Below are 19,194 nucleotides of genomic sequence, written 5' to 3' on the forward strand. Positions count from 1 at the left end.
CACAGCAGGGACCGAGGTGGGACTCGACGTCCGACCCGGGCCCGCACGGTGCGGCGGTGGTGAGCAGATGCTGGGACGACGTTGGCCCAGGCGGAGCCCTGAGCCTACCGCAGGCGTGGCGTGCGCCACCCTCCGCGGACGGTGCGTGGAATCTCTCAGTCGGCGACGGGCTGGGCGGCGCGCGCGCCCTCCCGGTAGGGCACCGGCTCGCGGGTCTGCGGGGACCGGTGCCGGCGTCCGGCGGCCACGAAGTAGAGCGCCGCCAGCACGAAGAGCACGAGCGACATCCACACCCCCCAGCGCAGGCCGAGCACGTCGTCGAGCTCGATCGTGTCGATGCGGAAGGTCTCGATCCAACCGCGTCCGGCGGTGTAGATCATCACGTAGAGCGCGAACACCCGCCCGAAGCCCAGGCGCAGGCGACGGTCGAGCACCAGCAGCAGCGCGACGCCCGCGAGGTTCCACAGCGCCTCGTAGAGGAAGGTCGGGTGGAAGGTCGTGCCGGCCGCGAAGGTGAGGCCCGTGGGCCAGTTGGCCGGGTCGATCTCCAGGCCCCAGGGCAGCGTGGTGGGCCGGCCGTAGAGCTCCTGGTTGAAGTAGTTGCCGAAGCGGCCCACGACCTGGGCGAGCAGCAGCCCCGGGGCCAGGGCGTCCGCGAAGGGGCGCACCAGGATCCCGTGGCGGTGGCAGTAGAACCACGCGCCCAGGAACCCGCCGGCGATGGCGCCCCAGATGCCGAGCCCGCCGTTCCAGATCTCCAGCGCCCGCCAGGCGTCGCGGCCGGGCCCGAAGTAGAGGTCGTGGTCGGTCGCCACGTGGTAGAGCCGGGCGCCGACCACGCCCGCGGGCACGGCCCACAGCGCGACGTCGCCGACCTGGCCGCGCACGCCGCCGCGAGCCACCCAGCGACGCTCGCCGAGCCACACGGCCACCACGACGCCGAGGATGATGCACAGGGCGTAGGCCCGGATCGGGACCGGGCCGAGGTACCAGACGCCCTGCGACGGGCTGGGGATGGACAGCGGCAGCAGCGCCAGGACGGTGCCGCTCACGCCGCGTCGTCCCGCAGCACCTGCTCGAGGTCGGCCGCCATGTCCGACGGGGAGGTCGCCCCGGTCCAGACGAGGTCGCCGCGAGCGTCGGACACCGAGACCACGACGGTGGAGTGGTCGACCTCGTAGCCGCCGCTGGGCAGCTTGCGGCCCTTCTCGACGTAGATGTCCATGGGGGTGCCGAGCCGGTCGATGTCGGCGAGCGAGCCGGTGACGCCCTCGAAGTCGGGGTCGAAGCGGTCCAGGTAGCGCCGCATCACCGAGGCCGTGTCGCGGGCCGGGTCGGTGGTGACGAAGGCGACCTGGAGCTTGTCCTGGTCGGCCTGGGGCAGCTTGGCCACCGCCGAGGCGATGGTGCTCATCACGGTCTGGCAGATGTCGGGGCAGTTGGTGTAGCCGAAGAAGACCAGCGTCCGCTTCTGCTGGGTGGCCAGGTCGAAGGGCCGGCCCTCGGTGTCGGTCAGCGTCACGTCGGGGACCTGGTAGGCCTCGTCGGGCGCGAAGTAGATGCCCCGGTAGCCGTCGTCGTCGCTGCTGGTGATGCCGGTGACGGGTGCGCCGCTCTCGCCGCCGCCCCCGCACGCGGCGGTGAGCCCGAGCAGGCCGGCGGCGAGCAGGCCCGAGACCACCCGGCGGGCGCGGCGCTCAGCCACGTCGCACGCCGTCGGCGAGGTCGGCGGTGACGCGGGCCAGCTCGGCCAGGCCGGTGCGGCGGTCGGGGGCGTCGAGCAGCACGCGGATGAAGGCCGAGCCGACGATCACCGCGTCGGCGTACGCCGCGACCTCGGCGGCCTGGTCGCCGTTGGAGACCCCCAGACCCACCCCGACGGGCAGGTCGGTGGCCTGGCGGGTGCGCCCGACGAGCGGTCCGGCCAGGTCGGAGGACGACGTGCGGGTGCCGGTCACGCCCATGACGGCGGTGGCGTAGACGAAGCCGCGGCAGTGGTCGGTGGTGTAGCGCAGCCGTGCGTCCGTGGAGGACGGCGCCACCAGGAAGACCTTGTCGAGGTCGTGCTCGTCGGCGGCGGCGATCCACTCCTCGGCGGAGTCGGGGGTCAGGTCGGGGGTGATGAGCCCTGCTCCCCCGGCCGAGGCCAGGTCGGCGGCGAACCGCGGGACGCCGTAGCGCTCGACGGGGTTCCAGTAGGTCATCACCACGGTGGGCACGCCCATCGCCGCGACGCGCTCGACAGTGCGGACCACGTCGGTGGTCCGGGTGCCGGCCTCGAGGGCCTGCTGGGCGGCGGCCTGGACGGTGGGGCCGTCCATCACCGGGTCGCTGTAGGGCAGCCCGATCTCGATGATGTCGCAGCCGTGCTCGACCATGACGCCGATCGCCTCGACGGCGCCGTCGACGTCGGGGAAGCCGGCGGGCATGTAGCCCACCAGCGCGGCCCGGCCGTCGGCGCGGGTCTTCTCGAACGCAGTGGCGGTGGAGTGGCTCACTTGGCCCCCTCGGCGATCTGCTCCTCGGTGGCCGGTCGCGGCTCGCCGTCGGGCGTCGTCTGCCCGAGGCCGAACCACTCGATCGCGGTGCCCATGTCCTTGTCGCCGCGGCCCGAGAGGTTGACCAGGATCGTCGACCCGGGGCGCTCGGCGGCCAGCTGCACCGCGCCGGCCACGGCGTGGGCCGACTCGATGGCCGGGATGATCCCCTCGGTGCGCGAGAGCAGCGCCATCGCGTCCATGGCCTGCGCGTCGGTCACCGGGCGGTACGTCGCGCGGCCGGTCTCGGCGAGGTGGGCGTGCTGCGGACCCACGCCGGGGTAGTCGAGACCGGCGGAGATCGAGTGCGACTCCGAGGTCTGGCCGTCGTCGTCCTGCAGGACGTAGGTGCGCGCGCCGTGGAGGACGCCGACCTGACCCGCGTGGATGGTCGCGGCGTGGCGCGGGGTGTCGACGCCGTCGCCGCCGGGCTCGAGGCCGACCAGGTCGACACCGGTGTCGTCGAGGAACGCCGTGAAGATGCCGATGGCGTTGGAGCCGCCACCGACGCACGCGAGCACCGCGTCGGGAAGGGCCCCGGTCAGCGCCAGGGTCTGCTCGCGGGCCTCGTCGCCGATCCCGCGGCAGAAGTCGCGGACCATCGCGGGGAAGGGGTGCGGGCCGGCGGCGGTCCCGAAGCAGTACGCCGTGTGCTCGACCGTGGAGACCCAGTCGCGGATCGCCTCGTTGATGGCGTCCTTGAGGGTGCGCGCGCCCGAGGTGACGGGGATGACCTCGGCGCCGAGCAGCTGCATCCGCGCCACGTTGAGCGCCTGTCGCTGGGTGTCGACCTCGCCCATGTAGATGGTGCAGTCGAGCCCGAGGTACGCCGCGGCGGTGGCCGTCGCGACGCCGTGCTGGCCGGCGCCGGTCTCGGCGATGACCCGGGTCTTGCCCATCCGCTTGGTCAGCAGCGCCTGGCCGAGCACGTTGCGGATCTTGTGGGCGCCGGTGTGGTTGAGGTCCTCGCGCTTGAGCAGGATCCGGGCGCCGGCCTTCTCCGAGAGCTTGGTGGCGTCGTAGAGCAGGCTCGGCGTGCCGGCGTACTCCCGCAGCATGCGCTCGAACTCGCCCACGAACGCCGCGTCGCCCATGGCGTCCTGCCAGGCCAGCGTCAGCTCGTCGAGGGCCGCCATCAGCGCCTCGGGCATGAAGCGGCCCCCGAAGCTGCCGAAGCGGCCGGCCTCGTCGGGGCCGCCGGCAGAGCCGGGGGCTCCTGCGGCAGGGGTGGTCTCGGGGCGGTTGACGGTGGTGCTCATCGCTCTCCTCCTGGTGCTGCTGCCCGCATCGCCGCGACGGCGCCACGGGGATCCCCGTCCTTGACGAGGGCCTCGCCCACCAGGATGACCTGTGCACCCTCAGCGGCGTACCTGGCGGCGTCGTCGGGCCCGGTGACCCCGGACTCGGCGACGGTGACGACGTCGTCGGGCAGCAGCCCGGCGAGCCGTCCGAAGACCTCGGGGTGGACCTCGAGGGTCTTGAGGTTGCGGGCGTTGACGCCCACGAGCCGGGCTCCGACGGCCAGCGCGCGCTCGGTCTCGGCCTCGTCGTGCACCTCGGTGAGCACGGTCAGGCCCAGCTCGCCGGCCTGCTGGTGCAGGTCGTGGAGCAGCGCGTCGTCGAGCGCGGCGACGATCAGCAGCACCAGGTCGGCGCCGGCGGCGCGCGCCTCGAGCAGCTGGTAGCCGGTGACCACGAAGTCCTTGCGCAGCAGCGGCGTCGAGACGGCGGCGCGCACCTGGCGCAGGTCGTCGAGGCTGCCCCCGAAGCGACGCTGCTCGGTGAGCACCGAGATCGCGTCGGCCCCGCCCGCGGCGTAGGCCGCGGCGAGCGCGGCCGGGTCCGGGATCGGGGCGAGGTGGCCCTTGCTGGGCGAGCTGCGCTTGACCTCGGCGATGACCGAGAGGCCGGGCGCGCGGAACGCCGGGAGCGGGTCGAGCGCGGGCGGGAGGACGGCGGCCGCCTCCAGCAGCTGCGACTCCCCCACCTGCGCCTGGCGGGCGGCGAGGTCCTCGCGCACGCCGGCGACGATGTCGTCGAGCACGGACATGCGAGGCCTTCCAGCAGTGGTGCGGGACCGGTCGGTGCGACACGGTCCGGTGCAGGTACCAGGTTCTCACAGGCCGCAGGGGCGGGTGTCGGTAGGTTCGGCGTCTCCCACCAGACCGCGAGAGGGTCCAGATGAGCAACGACTACCCCCCGTACGGGTCGGGGCAGGAGCCCACCGGCGGCCCGCACGACCCCACCCGCCCGGGCGACCGGCCCGTCGACCAGCCCGGGTACGGCGCCACCCCGCCACCGCCCCCGCCGCCCGGCACGCCGGGGCCGTACGGCGCGCCCGACGGCTACCCGCAGCCCCAGCAGACCTCGCCGCTGGCGATCGTCTCGCTGGTGACCGGCATCCTGGGGGTGCTGTGCTGCAACTTCTTCGTGCTGAGCATCGCCGCGGTGGTGACCGGCGTCATCGGCCGCAAGCAGATCGCGCAGTCGGGCGGCCGGCAGAAGGGCGACGGCCTGGCCAAGGCCGGCCTGGTCCTCGGCATCGTCGGCCTCGTCCTGGGCGTGGTGCTGTTCGTGCTCAACATCGTCTTCGGCTGGAACAGCGGCGAGATCAACCTCGGCTGAGGCGTGCCACACCCCTCAGGGAGCCAACCAGGCGCCCTGGGGGGTGTTGCGCGCCACGGTGAAGGTCACCATCACCACGGCGGCCACGGCCACGAGGGCGACCCGGCCGGCGCGGCCCGGGCCCGGGCCGGGAGGCGCGCCGCGCCAGGAGCGCAGCAGCCAGCGGGCCCAGAGCACCACCACGACGGGCACCAGCAGCGTGAGCAGCAGGTTGCTGCCGAGCGCGCCGGCGACGTCGCCGTGGGCGAGGTCGTTGACCGCCCGCAGGGCCCCGCAGCCGGGACAGTAGAACCCCGTGGTGAGCAGGTAGGGGCACACGCCCCAGCTGCCCTGCTGGTGCGGGTCGCGCAGCCGCAGCGCGAGCGTCAGCGCGGCGACGCCGGCGCCGACCAGCAGCGGCTGGCGGGCCCGGGCCCAGCCGGGGACCGCCGGGGCCGAGGGCCCGGCGGACGGCGGCATCAGCGCGCCGGCTCCTCGCCGTGCTCGCGCCCGCGCGCCTCGGCGCGCTCCTTGCTGTGGTCACGGCCGCCGAAGCCCAGCTTGGACATCACGGCGCCGACGACCAGGGCGATCGGCGCCAGGGCGACCCCGATCCAGAACGTGAGCATGCTGCCGATCATCAGCCCGATCCCGCCCACGACGAAGGCGGCGAGGCCGACGACCACGGCCGACCAGGCTGCCGGGGTGTTGCCGTGGTTGTCGGACATGGAGCTCCTCGGTTCGTGGGTGGACGTGGCGCACATTCTAGGCAGAGGGGTCGCGCTGCCCGCCGGTGGACGGCCCCGACGGGTCCGGGGGGCCTCCTGCGTCGCCCCGGACGTCGGCCCTGACCTCGCCCCGGACGTCGTCCGGGAGGTCGCCCGGGACGTCGGCCGGGACGTCGGTCGGGTCGCGGCCCTCGTCGAGCGCCTTCCACAGCTCCTGCTCGGTCGGGGGGCCGGCGTCGGCCCGCTCCGGGCCACGGCGCGTGGTCTCGCCCGCCCCGGCCGACGCCGTGGGGGCGTCGTACCGCGAGCCCATCTCCGGCCACGACGGGACCAGCCGCACGGCGGCGACCGCGGGCACCACGGCCAGCACGGCGGCGACGGCCGCGGTCCAGAACCACGCGGTCAGGCCGGTGTCGACCGAGCGGCCCATCAGCCGGTCGTAGGAGCTGCCGGCGTCCCCGGGCAGGGTGAGCCCGCCCACGACGACCGCGGCCACCAGCCCGACGGCGGCGACGGCGGCCAGCACGGCGAAGGTGCGGCGGACGCGGCCCCGGGTGACGAGCAGCACGCCCCAGCAGGCCAGGAGCACCAGGCTCAGGGCCGACGCCAGCGGGTAGGTGGTGCTGCTGTCGGAGACCGCGCCGGCGAGCGAGCCGTTGGTGCGGGCGTCGCCGGTGCTCGCGCCGCCGACCCAGGAGCGGCCGGCCGCCAGCGCGGCGAGCCCGGCGGTGACCAGGCCCGCGAGCACGACGGGACCGAAGCTGCGCCTGCGCTCAGCCACGGGCAGGCGCCAGCGGCAGCCGGTCGGCGTCGAAGCAGGTGCGGTCGCCCGTGTGGCAGGCCGGGCCGGTCTGGTCGACCTGCACCAGCAGGGTGTCGCCGTCGCAGTCGAGGCGGACGTCGACGACCCGCTGCACGTGGCCGGAGGTCTCGCCCTTGACCCAGTACTCCTGGCGCGAGCGCGACCAGTAGGTCCCGCGCCCGGTGGTGAGGGTGCGGTGCAGCGCCTCGTCGTCCATCCAGCCCAGCATCAGCACCTCGCCGGTGTCGTGCTGCTGCACGACGGCGGGGACCAGCCCGTCGGAGGTCCGCTTGAGGCGGCCGGCCACGGCCGGGTCGAGGTCGCTGGTCTGCTGCCGGGTCACGCGTCCAGTATCCCTGCCGCGGGCACGGCCGGGGCCTACAGGGCCTGCTGGGCCACCCAGGAGGCGTGCAGGCGGGCGTACACCGACGGCTCGTCGCCCTCGAGCCGCTCCTGCACCAGCGCCGCGTGGTGGCCCCGCTGCACGACGCGGCCGCGGTCGAAGACGATGACCTCGTCGGCCTGCTCGGCGGTGGACAGCCGGTGGGCGATGGTGACGCTGGTGCGCCCGCTCATCAGCCGTTCCAGGGCCCGGCCGATGCGCATCTCCAGGGCGGGGTCCACCGCGCTGGTGGCCTCGTCGAGCACCAGCAGGTCGGGGTCGGCCAGGTGGGCCCGCAGCAGCGCGACCAGCTGGCGCTCGCCGGCGGAGAGCGACTCCCCGCGCTGCCCGACCCGGGTGTCGAGGCCGTGGGGCAGGCCCTCGAGCCAGTCCCCCAGGCCGAGCTCGGTCGCCGCGGCGACCACCTGGGCGCGGGTGGCGTCGAGGTCGCCGTAGCGGACGTTGTCCAGCAGCGAGGAGTCGAACAGGAAGCCCTCCTGGGGCACCAGCACCACGCGGCGCCGCAGCGAGGCGAACTCCACCTCGCGCACGTCGACGCCGTCGAGCAGCACCCGGCCCGAGGTGGGGTCCATCAGCCGGGTCAGCAGCTTGGCGAAGGTGGTCTTGCCCGAGCCGGTCTCGCCGACGACGGCGATCCGGCTGCCCGAGGCGAGGTGCTGGTCGACCTCGCGCAGCACGAGCGTGCCGCCGGGGTAGCCGAACGAGACGTCCTCGAAGGTGACGTCCATCGCGCCGCGGGACAGCGAGCTGCCCGAGGGGCCCGGGTCGTCGAGGTCGGCCGGGGTGTCCAGGATGCCGATGACGCGTCGCCAGCCGGCGATGGCGTTCTGGGCGTCGGTCAGCACCTGGGTGCCCATCTGCACGGGCCCCACGAACAGCGTCACCAGGAAGGCGAAGGCCAGCACCTGGCCCGAGGTGATGCCGCCGTCGAGGCCGAGCCAGATGCCGAGGATGAGCACCCCCGCGTTGGCCAGGCCGGCGGAGACGCCCCCGAGCGAGAACGAGAACGCGGTCAGCCCCTGGGCGCGGGTGGAGGCCGCCTGGTTGACCCGGATCGCCTCGTCGATGCGCTGCTGGGTGCGCTCCTCGATGGCGTAGGTGCGCACGGTCACCGCGCCCACCACCGGCTCGGAGATCGCCGAGAGCATGCTGCCGACCGAGCGCCGCACCACGCCGTAGGCCAGCGACAGCCGCCGCTGGAAGTAGCGCAGCGAGATGAACAGCGGCGCGAAGCACACCCACACCAGCAGCGTCAGCTCCCAGGAGTAGACGAGCATCACCACGGTGGCGAGCAGCACCTGGCCGACGCTGATGATGCCGAAGACCAGGCCGAAGACGACGAACTGCGAGACCTGGTCGACGTCGCTGGTGACGCGGGAGACCAGCGCGCCGCGGCGCTCGGTGTTCTGGGTGAGCAGCGGCAGGTCGTGCACGTGGCGGAAGGCCTTGGTGCGCAGGGTCGCCAGGCCGCGCTCGGCGGAGGTGAACAGCCGCGCCGTCATGAGGTACGACGAGGCGCCGGTCAGCACGATCGCGAGACCGGCCAGCAGCGCCATCTGGCCCACGAAGCCGTAGTCGATGCCACCGGGGGCGTTGATGCCGCGGTCCAGGGTCTGCTGCACCGCGACCGGCACCACCACCCGGCCGCCCGTGCCGACCAGCGCGAGGAACAGGGTGAGGCCGAAGCCCTCGGCCAGCTCGGGCGAGTGGACCAGGCCCTGGCGCATCGTGGCCCAGGCGCCGATCTCGTCGCCGCTCTCGACGCTGGTGCCCTCGGCGGCCAGCTGCTCGACCGGGTCGGTCGTGGGGTCCGCGGTCGGGTCGGTGCCCGAGTCGGTGCTGGTGCTCACGACGCGGCCCCCTCGGTCTCGTAGGCGTTGACCAGGTGGGCGTAGCCCGGGTTGCGGGCGATCAGCTCCTGGTGGGTGCCGCGGTCGGCGATGCGGCCGTGCTCGAGGAAGAGCACCTCGTCGGCCAGCGCGATGGTCGCCTTGCGGTAGGCCACGAGCAGCATCGTGGTGCCGCCGCCGGTGCGTCGCATCCCGGCGAGGATCCGGGCCTCGACCTCGGGGTCGACGGCCGACGTGGCGTCGTCGAGGACGAGCAGGCGCGGCCGCCGCAGCAGCGCCCGGGCCAGCGACAGGCGCTGGCGCTGGCCGCCGGAGAGCGAGGTGCCGCGCTCACCCAGCCGGCTGTCGAGGCCGTGCGGGAGGGCGGCGACGAAGCCGTCGGCCTGGGCGGTGCGCAGCGCCTCCCAGACGTCCTCGTCGGGCACCTCGGCCCCCAGGGTGACGTTGCCGCGCACGGTGTCGTCGAAGAGGAAGGCGCTCTGGGGCACCAGCGCCACGTGGCGCGCGAGCTCGCCGGGCGCGAGGTCGCGCAGGTCGTGGCCGTCGAGGCGCAGCCGGCCGCCGACCGGGTCGACGAGCCGGGTCACCAGCGAGGTCAGGGTGCTCTTGCCCGACGCGGTGGCGCCCACGACCGCGACCGTGCGCCCGGGGGCGAGCTCGAAGTCGAGGCCCTCCAGGAGCCGCTGGTCGGCGACGTAGCGGTAGTCGAGCCCCTCGACCTCGAGGCGTGCGCCCCGGTCGTCGACGACCGGGCGCGCCTCGCCGTGGGTGGTCGTGCTGACCACGTCGAGCACGCGGTGCACGCGCTGGTAGCCCACCACCGAGCGCGGGAACTCCCCCAGCAGCCAGCCGATGGAGCGGATCGGGAAGGCGACGATGGTGAGCAGGTAGGCCACGGTGACGACGTCGCCGGGGTCGGCGGCGCCGGAGCCGACGCGGGCGACGCCCACCCCGAGCACGGCCAGCACGCCGAGGTTGGGCAGGCCCTCGAGCAGCGGGTCGAAGGCGGCGCGGATGCGACCGGCGCGGATGCCCTCGTCGCGCAGCATCCGGGCCCTGGCCGCGAACCGCTCGGTCTCCTGCTCCTCGCGGCCCAGGGTCTTGACGACCATGGCGCCGTCGAAGGACTCGTGGGCCACCTCGCTGAGCTCGGCGCGCAGCGACTGGATGCGGGTGAAGATGGGCGACGACAGCCGCTGGAAGACGACGTTGGCCACCATCACGAGCGGGAAGACCAGCAGCCCCACGACCGCCATCAGCAGGTCGGTGAACAGCATCTGCGCGACCGCGATCACCATCATCGCCAGCGTGCCGACCGCCATCGGCAGCGGCGCGATGGGCGCCCAGGCGGCCTCGACGTCGGAGTTGGCGTTGGAGAGCAGCTCGCCGGTGGGGTGCTGCTGGTGCCAGTCCATCGGCAGGGTGAGGTACTGGCGAGTCACCTCGCGGCGGTAGGCCGCCTGCATCCGGTACTGCATGATGCCGGCGCCGAGGCGCCGCGCGACGATGCCCACCGCCCGCAGGATCGCGACGCCGAGGAACAGCGCGAGGATCGCCAGCAGCCCCTTGGTCGTCGTGGTGCCGGTGTCGAAGGCGGGCAGCAGCACGTGGTCGGTGGCCCAGCCGAGCACCCAGGCGTCGGCGACGGTCAGCGCTCCGAAGAGCACGCTGCCGATGGCCGACAGCGTGAAGACCCACGGCTCGCGGCGGATGCCGACGCCCAGGACGCGGAAGCCCGCGGACAGGCTGGAGGCCCGGCGTCGGCCCGGGGCCGCGGCGGCGGCGGGGGCGCGGGTCGGGGCGGTGGGTGGGGACGGGGCGGGTGAGGGGCTCGACACAACTCCCCCACAGTAGGCACCACCACCGACAGCGCCTACACCGGTCGCGCCGCCCGTCCTAGGATCGTGGTCATGCAACCGATGTCCCGCTCGGAGCGCTCGGCCCTGTGCAACTCGGCCCTCGAGGCGGGACAGGACGCCCCGACCCTGTGCGAGGGCTGGAGCGTCAAGGACCTGGTGGTCCACCTGGTGGTGCGCGAGCGCCACCCGCTCGGCGCCACCGGCATCGTGGCGCCGCCGCTGTCGTTCCTCACCACCCGCACCTCGCGGGCGCTGGCCCGCCAGGACTTCACGGCCCTGGTCGAGCGGGTGCGCAGCGGTCCGCCGGTGTGGTCGCCGATGGCGCTGCCCCCGGTGGAGCGCGCGGCCAACACCCTGGAGTTCTTCGTCCACCACGAGGACGTGCGCCGGGCGGCGCCGTCGTGGGAGCCGCGGGAGCTGACCACGACCGAGCAGGGAGCGCTGTGGCGCTCGCTCGCGGTGGCGGGCCGGGGTGCCGTCCGCTCCTCGGGCGTGCCCGTGCAGCTGCGCTGGCCGGGGGCCCCCGAGGGCACCGGGGCGACCACGCTGCGCAGCGGCGCCGATCCCGTGGTCGTCAGCGGCGAGCCGAGCGAGGTGGCGATGCTGCTGCTCGGTCGCGACCAGCACCGCGGCGTGACGGTCGAGGGCCCGCCGGACGGCGTGCGACGCCTGCGCGGCAGCGACCTGGGCCTCTAGCGTCCCCGGTCGCCGCCCGCGCGGCCGCGCCGCCCGGTCGGGGCGTCAGTTGATCTTGATGTGGACGTGGTCGAAGTGGTTGGCCGTGGCGGAGCCGCGGTCCTCCATCGGCCGGAAGCCCTCGGCGGAGCGCTCGATGGTCCAGATGTGCTGGGCCCAGATGATGTCGAACAGGTCGAACGCCGCGCGGTTGGCGTACAGGTAGTCCTTGACCCGCTCGCCGACGTCGCCGCTGGGCACCATGAAGTCGATGGCCTCGCCGTTGACGTGCTCGCCGTGGCCGTCCTGGCCGCCGTACGCCGAGAGCTCGGGGAAGGCGGCGCACACGGCCCGGTAGATCTTCACCGCGCCGGGCTGCAGGGCGGACTCGATGCTCGACCCGTCGGGGCACGGCGCACTGCTCGTGCCGGACGCCGACGAGCTGCTCCCGGCGCTGCCGCTCCCCGAGGCGGCCGCGGGCGGCGGGTCGACGACCTTGGTCCGGCTGAGGTACGACGCGGTGACCCAGCGGGCGGTCCTGCCGACCACGACCTCGGCGTAGCCGTCGCGGCGCTCGCCGGTCACGGCGACGCGGGTGTCCTCGGCGGCGGTGCCGACGCTGCGGGTCTGCTCGCGCGGCTGCACGCGCAGCTTGAGCGGGGCGGTGGTCCACAGCTTGCCGGTGGCCTTCGGCACCCGGGTGCTCACGAGCGGCACGCGGGCCGCGGAGCGGGAGGTGCCGAGGGTGCGCTCCTCGGTGGGCGAGGCCTCGGCGGACGGCGTCGCGGCGGCGTCGGAGATCGAGGCCGTGGCGGCCGGGGTGGCGCGCTCCGGGTCGCCGGCGGCGACCCCGACGCCGACGACGGCGGCGGTCAGGAGGGGGGCGGTGACAAGGGCGATGGTGCGGGTGCGGGCAGAGCCGGGCACCAGGCGGCGGGGGCCTCGGGGCACGAGGATTCCTCACGTCGGGGTCAGGGCATTCGCACCACACAAACATGGCGGGACCCCGCCTGGCCAATCGAGGTTCCCGGGTCCGGGGGTGACCTCGGACACGTCCGGCGCCGGTCGGGCGCTCAGCCGCCGGTGGTCTCGGCGACGTCCTCGCGGGCCAGTCCGGCGGTCCCGTCGGTGTCGTCGAGCCAGCCCTCGGGCAGCGCGACGCCCTTGCGGGGAGCGCCCTGCCGACCCCGCGGCGAGCCCAGCTCGAGCACCGGGAACGGCGCGGCCGGGTCGAGCTCGGCGAGCAGCCGGTCCAGCTCGTCCAGGCTGCTGACCAGGGCCAGCGCGCGGCGCAGGTCACCGCCGGCGGGGAAGCCCTTGAGGTACCACGCGACGTGCTTGCGGAACTCCTTGCAGCCCCACTCCTCGCTGAGGTGTGCGCACAGCAGCTCGGCGTGGCGGCGCATCATCACCGCCACCTCGCCCAGCGAGGGCAGGGTGGTGGTCGGCTCGCCGGCGAACGCCGTGGCCAGGTCGCGGAACAGCCACGGCCGGCCGAGGCAGCCGCGTCCCACCACGACGCCGGCGGCGCCGGTCTCGGCGACCAGGCGCAGCGCGTCGGAGGCCTCCCAGACGTCGCCGTTGCCCAGCACCGGGATGTCGACGTGCTCGACGAGCCGGGCGATCGACTCCCAGTCGGCGGTGCCGGAGTAGCCCTGGATGGCGGTGCGGCCGTGCAGCGCGATCGCCGCCACGCCGGACTCCTGCGCGATCCGGCCGGCGTCGAGGTAGGTGAGGTGGTCCTCGTCGATGCCCTTGCGCGTCTTCATCGTCACCGGCACGCCGTGGCGCTCGCCGGCGGTGACCGCGGCCTCGAGGATCTCCGCGAGCAGGCGGCGCTTCCAGGGCAGGGCCGCTCCCCCGCCCTTGCGGGTCACCTTGGGCACCGGGCAGCCGAAGTTGAGGTCGACGTGGGCCACGCCGTAGTCGGTGGCGAGGATCTCGGTCGCCTTCCCGACGTACGCCGGGTCGGTGCCGTAGAGCTGCACCGAGCGCACCGTCTCGGCCTCGTCGAACACCAGCATCCGGCGGGTGGTCTCGTCGCCCTCCACCAGGCCGCGGCTGGTGATCATCTCGCAGACGTAGAGGCCCGCCCCCTGCTCGCCGCACAGCCGGCGGTACGCCGCGTTGGTGATGCCGGCCATCGGCGCCAGCACCACCGGCGTGGGAACCTCGAGGGGCCCCAGGCGCAGCGGCGGCAGCACGGGAGCGGCGGCGGTCGTCACGGCACCAGTGTGCGACGCCGGCGCGGGGCCGCCCAAATCGCCGGCGGGGTCAGCCCTTCTTCTTCGCCACGGGCTGGACCTCGCCGGTCCAGGTGATCGGGGCGACCTGCTGCACGGGTCGGAAGCTGACACCGGTGAGCTTCCCCCGGTCGGGCAGCAGGTAGACCAGGCAGCCCGAGGTCTTCCGGCCCTGGCCGAACTTCTTCGGCAGCGGGGTCGAGGGGCAGGTGGTGAAGCTGCTGGTGAACGAGGAGGGCTGCACCAGGCTGTCGTCGGAGTCGACGGCGTACAGCGGGACCGGCGCACCGCCGAGGTCGCCGGTGCCGACGTTCTCGGCGGACCAGCGGACGTAGTAGGGCGTCGACCGGCGGGTGCGGGCGTCGAGCTGGTAGGCCGCCAGGTCCTTCACGGTGCCGGTGCGGACCGAGGCCACGCGCAGCGACAGCACCGACCCGTCGGACCCGGCGCCCCCGGGCTCGTAGGGGACGACCGCGTCCTGGCCCAGGTCGAGGCCGGTGCCGGCCGCCGTGAGCTCGACGCCGTCGGGGACCTCGACGTCGGTCGTGGGCTGGGAGGCGGACGGCGACGTGGAGGCCGAGGCGGACGCGCCGGTGGAGGCGTCACCGCCGCCGCAGCCGGCGACCAGCAGCCCCGAGGAGACCAGCACGGCGAGCAGGGCGGTCCGGGAGGACCGGCGCGAGGGGGAAGGCGGCAGCACCCGCACATCGTGCCAGCCGGCCGCCCTCCCCGGGCCGCATTGCGGCCTCAGCAGCCGACGAGTCGCTCCCCGAGCCAGCGGTGCAGGCCCTCGAGGCTGATCCGCTCCTGCGCCATCGTGTCGCGCTCGCGCACGGTGGCGGCGCCGTCCTCGAGGGTGTCGAAGTCGACGGTGACGCAGAAGGGCGTGCCGATCTCGTCCTGGCGGCGGTAGCGGCGGCCGATGGCGCCCGCGTCGTCGAACTCGATGTTCCACGACCGGCGCAGCTCGGCGGCGAGGTCGCGGGCCTTCGGCGTCAGCGCATCGTTGCGGCTCAGCGGCAGCACGGCGACCTTGACCGGCGACAGCCGCGGGTCGAGCTTGAGCACGGTGCGCTTGTCCACGCCGCCCTTGGTGTTGGGCGCCTCGTCCTCGGTGTACGCGTCCACCAGGAAGGTCATCAGGCTGCGCGAGAGCCCGGCCGCCGGCTCGATGACGTAGGGCAGGTAGCGCTCGCCGGCCGCCTGGTCGAAGTAGGACAGGTCGGTGCCGGAGTGCTCCGAGTGGGTCTTGAGGTCGAAGTCGGTGCGGTTGGCGATGCCCTCGAGCTCTCCCCACTCCGAGCCGGCGAAGTTGAAGCGGTACTCGATGTCGACGGTGCGCTTGGAGTAGTGGGAGAGCTTCTCCTGGGCGTGCTCGTAGTGGCGCAGGTTGGCCGGGTCGATGCCGAGGTCGGTGTACCACCGCGTGCGCTCGTCGATCCAGTACTGGTGCCACTCCTCGTCCTCGCCCGGCTTGACGAAGAACTCCATCTCCATCTGCTCGAACTCGCGGGTGCGGAAGATGAAGTTGCCCGGCGTGATCTCGTTGCGGAAGCTCTTGCCGATCTGGGCGATGCCGAAGGGCGGCTTCCTGCGCGAGCTGGTCACGACGTTGGCGAAGTTGAGGAAGATGCCCTGCGCGGTCTCGGGGCGCAGGTAGTGCAGGCCCGACTCGTCCTCGACCACGCCCAGGTAGGTCTTGAGCAGGCCCGAGAACTGCCGCGGCTCGGTCCAGGCGCCGCGGGTGCCGCAGTTGGGGCAGGCGAGCTCGGCGAGGTCGACGGTGTCGGGGTCGTCGATGCCCTTCTTCTCCGCCACCGCCTCCTGGAGGTGGTCGGCGCGGAAGCGCTTGTGGCAGGACTGGCACTCGGTGAGCGGGTCGGAGAAGGTCGCGACGTGGCCCGACGCCTCCCAGGTCTGGCGGGGCAGGATCACGCTGGAGTCCAGGCCGACGACGTCCTCGCGGGCCTGGACGGTCTGGCGCCACCACTGCCGCTTGATGTTGTCCTTGAGCTCGACGCCCAGCGGGCCGTAGTCCCAGGCGGACTTGGTGCCGCCGTAGATCTCGCCGCAGGGGAAGACGAACCCGCGCCGCTTGGCGAGGGAGACGACGTGGTCGACGGTCGACGGGGGCGGCTTGGCCACGGGTGGAGCTCCTGGGATCTTCTGCCGGTCGCTGGCTGCGCCGGTCACGGGTTCGGTCCGCCCGGGTCAGGGCGAAGTGGACACCCTACCGAGGAGTCGGGTCGACGCTCAGCCGCGCTCGCGGGCCTCCCACCGGTTGAGCTCCCCGTCGAGGGGCTCGTACGCCGACGGCTCGTCCAGCGCCCGGCTCAGCAGCGGCACGGCGCCGACCTTCACGTCGTACGACGACAGGCAGCGGCGGTAGCTGCCGACGTCGCGCCAGCGCGTCACCATGGTCCACAGCGTGGGGTCGTCGACGTTGCGCCCCAGGTCGCCGGACTCGTAGCCGCGCTGCGCGGCCATCACCGCGTGCGCTGCCTCCAGGTCGCGCCGGAACGCCTCGGCGTCGTCCTCGTCCACCCGGAATCGGTTCACCACCAGCACGGACCGGACAGTACGCCGCTCGGTTTGACAATGATTCTCAGGCTCAATGAGAATCGTTCTCATGCACCTCCCCCGACCGTCCCGCCCGGCCCGACCGACCCGGCTCCCCCTCGCCGCCGGCCTGCTGTCCGGCGCCCTGGCCCTGAGCGGCTGCGCCGCCTTCAGCGACGACGGCGGCCCCGGCGCCGCCGCGTCCGACGGGCAGGTGCAGGTGGTCGCGGCCTTCTACCCGCTGCAGTACGTCGCGCAGCGCGTGGTCGGCGACCGGGGCGAGGTCGCCAACCTCACCAAGCCGGGCGGCGAGCCCCACGACCTGGAGATCCCCCGGCCGAGACCGTCGAGATCGTCGACGCCGACCTCGTGGTCTACGAGTCGGGCTTCCAGCCCGCGGTGGACGACGCCGTCGAGCAGAACGCGCAGGGCGACACCCTCGACGCCGCCGACGTCGTGGACCTCCAGGAGCTCGCCGCCGAGCACGCCGCGGAGGAGGAGCACGCCGGGGAGGACCACGCCGGGGAGGACCACACCGGGGAGGACCACACCGAGGGCGACGGCCACGACCACGGCGACTCCGACCTCGACCCCCACTTCTGGCAGGACCCGGCCCGGATGGCCGACCTCGGCGACGCCGTGGCGGAGCAGCTGGCCGACGTCGACCCCGACCACGCCGAGGAGTACGCCGCCAACGCCGCCGACCTGCGCGGCGACCTCGAGGACCTGGACCGCGCCTACGAGCAGGGCCTGGCGTCCTGCCAGCGCGACACCGTGGTCGTCTCCCACGACGCGTTCAACTACCTGGCGAAGTACGGTCTGGTCATGGAGCCCATCGCAGGCCTGTCCCCCGGCGCCGAGCCCACGCCGGCCGACCTGGCCCGGCTCCAGGACCTGATCGCGCGCGACGGCATCACCACCGTGTTCTCCGAGCGTCTGGTCAGCCCGCGTCTCAGCGCCTCGCTGGCCCGCGACGCCGGGGTCGGCACCGCCGTCCTCGACCCCATCGAGGGGCTCAGCGACCAGACCGCCGACCAGGACTACCTCTCGCTGATGGAGGCCAACCTCGCGGCGCTGGAGAAGGCCAACGGGTGCTCGTGAACCCCACCCCCCGCAGCACCCCCGCCGAGGTCCCCGTCAGCCTCGTCGCCGGGTCGGTCGCCATCGGCGGGCGCCCGATCCTGCGCGGCATCGACCTCGCGGTCGGCACCGGCGACTTCCTCGCCCTGATGGGGGCCAACGGGTCGGGCAAGTCGACGCTGGTGCGCGCGCTGACCGGGCTGCTGCCCCTCACCTCCGGCGAGCTGCGCGTCTTCGGCGAGCCGGTGGCCGACTTCCACGACTGGCAGCGGGTCGGCTTCGTGCCGCAGCGCACCGGCGCGACCTCCGGCGTCCCCGCCTCGGTGTGGGAGGTCGTCGCCTCCGGGCGGCTGACCCGCCGCCGGCTGCTGCGGCCGCTCTCGCGGGCCGACCGCGCCGCGGTCCGCGAGGCCCTGGAGGTGGTGGGCCTCACCGACAAGGCCCGTGACGGGATCGCCCAGCTCTCCGGTGGCCAGCAGCAGCGCGCGCTCATCGCCCGTGCCCTGGCCGGCGAGCCGGAGCTGTTCTTCCTCGACGAGCCCACCGCCGGCGTCGACGCGCTCAACCAGCAGGCCCTCGCCGATGCGCTCGGGACCCTCAAGCAGCGAGGCGCCACCATCGTCCTGGTCGCCCACGAGCTCGGCCCGCTGGCGCCGCTCGTGGACCGCGCCGTGGTGATGCGCGACGGCCGGGTCGCCTACGACGGCGCCCCCCTGGGCGACCACGAGGTGCACGACGCGGCGTTCGGCGAGCTGCACGCCCACCACCACCACCCGCGCCAGGTCCACGACCACCCGCCGCGCCACGACCACGTCCCGCACGTCGCGGCCCCGCTGGAGCGCCACTGATGCCCGACATCTTCGACTACGGCTTCATGCAGCGCGCGCTGATCGCCGCGCTGTTCGTGGGCCTGGCCGCCCCCGCCATCGGCACCTACCTGGTGCAGCGCCGGATGGCCCTCATGGGCGACGGCATCGGCCACGTGGCGGTGACCGGCGTGGCGCTGGGCCTGCTCACCGGCACCTCCCCCACCTGGACCGCGGTCGTGGTGGCGGTGCTGGGCGCGGTGCTGATCGAGGTGATCCGCGAGCGGGGCCACACCAACGGCGACGTCGCGCTGGCGCTGCTGTTCTACGGCGGCCTGGCCGGCGGCGTGCTGCTCACTGGCCTCGGCGGGCAGAGCGCGGCCCGGCTGCAGGAGTACCTCTTCGGCGCCATCACCACCATCGCGATCCCCGACGTGCTGGTCACCATGGTGCTGGCCGCGGTCGTGGTGCTGTGCTGCGTGGGCCTGGCGCCCCAGCTGTTCGCGATCGCCCACGACCAGGAGTTCGCGCGCGTCGCGGGCCTGCGGGTCCGCGCCTACAACGTGCTGATCGCGGTGCTGGCCGCCGTCACCGTCACCGTGGCGATGCGCACGGTCGGCCTGCTGCTGGTCTCGGCCCTGATGGTGGTCCCGGTGGCCACCGCCCAGCAGCTCAGCCGCACCTTCCGCTCCACCCTGGCCGCGGCGATGGTGCTCGGCACCCTCGCCTCGGTCGGCGGCCTCGTGCTCTCGGCCCTGGCCCCCTCGACCACCGCCGTGGCGCCCGGACCGGCGATCGTGCTGCTCTCGCTGGCCGGCTTCGTGGCCACCTGGCCCCTGGGCGTGTGGGTGCGCCACCGCGCCCGGCTGCGGGCTCCCTTCGCCGAGGTCGACCCGCCGGAGCACCTCGAGACCGACCCCCACCCCCACGACCACGGGCCCGACTGCGGCCACGTCGCCGTCAGCCACGGCGACCACCTCGACTACGTCCACGGCGGCCACCGGCACGCGGCGCACGACGAGCACTACGACGAACACTGACCCGCCGC

Annotated in this window: 20 protein-coding genes and 2 pseudogenes; 6 read left to right on the top strand and 16 right to left on the bottom strand. The window is 74.2% G+C overall.

What is annotated here, in order from left to right:
* Positions 1 to 155 precede the first annotated feature (155 nt).
* From lgt to trpC, 5 genes are read right to left on the bottom strand one after another with little or no spacing between them, the layout of a single operon-like run.
* Positions 156 to 1,052 (bottom strand): prolipoprotein diacylglyceryl transferase, encoded by an 897-nt coding sequence (gene lgt, locus BLU55_RS07120; protein ID WP_231917093.1) that lies wholly within the window; start codon positions 1,050 to 1,052, stop codon positions 156 to 158.
* Positions 1,049 to 1,705, bottom strand: a complete 657-nt coding sequence (locus BLU55_RS07125; RefSeq protein ID WP_091727740.1) for an SCO family protein — start codon at positions 1,703 to 1,705, stop codon at positions 1,049 to 1,051. The genes lgt and BLU55_RS07125 overlap by 4 nt, the downstream gene beginning before the upstream one ends.
* On the bottom strand, positions 1,698 to 2,498 hold the full coding sequence (trpA, locus tag BLU55_RS07130; RefSeq protein ID WP_091727742.1) for a tryptophan synthase subunit alpha: 801 nt from the start codon (positions 2,496 to 2,498) through the stop codon (positions 1,698 to 1,700). The genes BLU55_RS07125 and trpA overlap by 8 nt, the downstream gene beginning before the upstream one ends.
* A complete protein-coding gene (gene trpB / locus BLU55_RS07135) occupies positions 2,495 to 3,796 on the bottom strand; it encodes a tryptophan synthase subunit beta (protein ID WP_091727745.1) in 1,302 nt (433 codons plus the stop codon). The genes trpA and trpB overlap by 4 nt, the downstream gene beginning before the upstream one ends.
* On the bottom strand, positions 3,793 to 4,587 hold the full coding sequence (trpC, locus tag BLU55_RS07140) for an indole-3-glycerol phosphate synthase TrpC (protein WP_091727747.1): 795 nt from the start codon (positions 4,585 to 4,587) through the stop codon (positions 3,793 to 3,795). Before trpC ends, trpB begins: the two co-directional genes overlap by 4 nt.
* Before the next feature lie 131 nt (positions 4,588 to 4,718).
* Between trpC and BLU55_RS07145 the strand changes: the two genes are divergently transcribed.
* Entirely contained in the window at positions 4,719 to 5,162 is a 444-nt protein-coding gene (locus BLU55_RS07145) for a DUF4190 domain-containing protein (protein ID WP_091727750.1), read from the top strand.
* Between the two features lie 15 nt (positions 5,163 to 5,177).
* Here the strand turns inward: BLU55_RS07145 and BLU55_RS07150 are convergent, their stop codons facing one another.
* Genes BLU55_RS07150 through BLU55_RS07175 form a run of 6 tightly spaced genes read right to left on the bottom strand, consistent with a single transcriptional unit; the run spans position 5,178 to position 10,762 of the window.
* Complete coding sequence (locus tag BLU55_RS07150) at positions 5,178 to 5,621, bottom strand: DUF2752 domain-containing protein (protein WP_091727753.1); 444 nt, start codon at positions 5,619 to 5,621, stop codon at positions 5,178 to 5,180.
* Positions 5,621 to 5,869, bottom strand: coding sequence for an HGxxPAAW family protein (locus BLU55_RS07155; RefSeq protein WP_091727755.1), 249 nt, complete (start codon positions 5,867 to 5,869; stop codon positions 5,621 to 5,623). Before BLU55_RS07155 ends, BLU55_RS07150 begins: the two co-directional genes overlap by 1 nt.
* A gap of 37 nt (positions 5,870 to 5,906) precedes the next feature.
* Positions 5,907 to 6,650 (bottom strand): Trp biosynthesis-associated membrane protein, encoded by a 744-nt coding sequence (locus BLU55_RS07160; protein WP_157682776.1) that lies wholly within the window; start codon positions 6,648 to 6,650, stop codon positions 5,907 to 5,909.
* Complete coding sequence (gene hisI, locus BLU55_RS07165) at positions 6,643 to 7,014, bottom strand: phosphoribosyl-AMP cyclohydrolase (RefSeq protein WP_091727762.1); 372 nt, start codon at positions 7,012 to 7,014, stop codon at positions 6,643 to 6,645. Before hisI ends, BLU55_RS07160 begins: the two co-directional genes overlap by 8 nt.
* Before the next feature lie 35 nt (positions 7,015 to 7,049).
* Positions 7,050 to 8,924 (bottom strand): ABC transporter ATP-binding protein, encoded by a 1,875-nt coding sequence (locus BLU55_RS07170; protein ID WP_331713773.1) that lies wholly within the window; start codon positions 8,922 to 8,924, stop codon positions 7,050 to 7,052.
* Positions 8,921 to 10,762 carry an ABC transporter ATP-binding protein gene (locus BLU55_RS07175; RefSeq protein WP_331713774.1) on the bottom strand — a complete coding sequence of 614 codons (1,842 nt, stop codon included), beginning with the start codon at positions 10,760 to 10,762 and terminating at the stop codon, positions 8,921 to 8,923. Before BLU55_RS07175 ends, BLU55_RS07170 begins: the two co-directional genes overlap by 4 nt.
* 72 nt (positions 10,763 to 10,834) lie before the next feature.
* On the opposite strand from BLU55_RS07175, the gene BLU55_RS07180 reads away from it, so the two are divergent.
* The gene (locus BLU55_RS07180) at positions 10,835 to 11,479 is read left to right on the top strand and encodes a TIGR03085 family metal-binding protein (RefSeq protein WP_091727765.1); all 645 of its coding nucleotides are present in this window, start codon (positions 10,835 to 10,837) and stop codon (positions 11,477 to 11,479) included.
* A gap of 45 nt (positions 11,480 to 11,524) precedes the next feature.
* Here BLU55_RS07180 and BLU55_RS07185 read toward each other — a convergent pair whose 3' ends face one another.
* The 5 genes from BLU55_RS07185 to BLU55_RS07205 form a co-directional block, all read right to left on the bottom strand.
* Positions 11,525 to 12,409, bottom strand: coding sequence for an SH3 domain-containing protein (locus tag BLU55_RS07185; RefSeq protein WP_157682777.1), 885 nt, complete (start codon positions 12,407 to 12,409; stop codon positions 11,525 to 11,527).
* A gap of 122 nt (positions 12,410 to 12,531) precedes the next feature.
* Positions 12,532 to 13,683, bottom strand: coding sequence for a tRNA dihydrouridine synthase DusB (gene dusB / locus BLU55_RS07190; protein WP_269457942.1), 1,152 nt, complete (start codon positions 13,681 to 13,683; stop codon positions 12,532 to 12,534).
* Between the two features lie 49 nt (positions 13,684 to 13,732).
* The gene (locus tag BLU55_RS07195; protein WP_091727770.1) at positions 13,733 to 14,401 is read right to left on the bottom strand and encodes a hypothetical protein; all 669 of its coding nucleotides are present in this window, start codon (positions 14,399 to 14,401) and stop codon (positions 13,733 to 13,735) included.
* Positions 14,402 to 14,448: 47 nt separating this feature from the next.
* Positions 14,449 to 15,846: a glycine--tRNA ligase gene (locus BLU55_RS07200; protein WP_091727773.1), complete on the bottom strand. Its 1,398-nt coding sequence runs from the start codon at positions 15,844 to 15,846 to the stop codon at positions 14,449 to 14,451.
* Between the two features lie 108 nt (positions 15,847 to 15,954).
* On the bottom strand, positions 15,955 to 16,269 hold the full coding sequence (locus tag BLU55_RS07205) for an antibiotic biosynthesis monooxygenase family protein (RefSeq protein ID WP_091727776.1): 315 nt from the start codon (positions 16,267 to 16,269) through the stop codon (positions 15,955 to 15,957).
* A 61-nt stretch (positions 16,270 to 16,330) separates the two neighbouring features.
* On the opposite strand from BLU55_RS07205, the pseudogene BLU55_RS20145 reads away from it, so the two are divergent.
* The 4 genes and pseudogenes from BLU55_RS20145 to BLU55_RS07220 all read left to right on the top strand — a co-directional run.
* Positions 16,331 to 16,540: pseudogene (locus tag BLU55_RS20145) on the top strand (hypothetical protein); the annotation flags it as partial.
* A gap of 65 nt (positions 16,541 to 16,605) precedes the next feature.
* A pseudogene (locus BLU55_RS07210) lies at positions 16,606 to 17,361 on the top strand (metal ABC transporter substrate-binding protein); the annotation flags it as partial.
* Positions 17,358 to 18,188, top strand: a complete 831-nt coding sequence (locus BLU55_RS07215) for a metal ABC transporter ATP-binding protein (protein WP_197681122.1) — start codon at positions 17,358 to 17,360, stop codon at positions 18,186 to 18,188. The pseudogene BLU55_RS07210 and the gene BLU55_RS07215, both read left to right, overlap by 4 nt.
* Positions 18,188 to 19,186 (top strand): metal ABC transporter permease, encoded by a 999-nt coding sequence (locus BLU55_RS07220; RefSeq protein ID WP_197681123.1) that lies wholly within the window; start codon positions 18,188 to 18,190, stop codon positions 19,184 to 19,186. The genes BLU55_RS07215 and BLU55_RS07220 overlap by 1 nt, the downstream gene beginning before the upstream one ends.
* Positions 19,187 to 19,194 lie beyond the last annotated feature (8 nt).

The sequence above is a fragment of the Nocardioides scoriae genome (assembly GCF_900104965.1).
GTDB lineage: Bacteria > Actinomycetota > Actinomycetes > Propionibacteriales > Nocardioidaceae > Marmoricola > Marmoricola scoriae.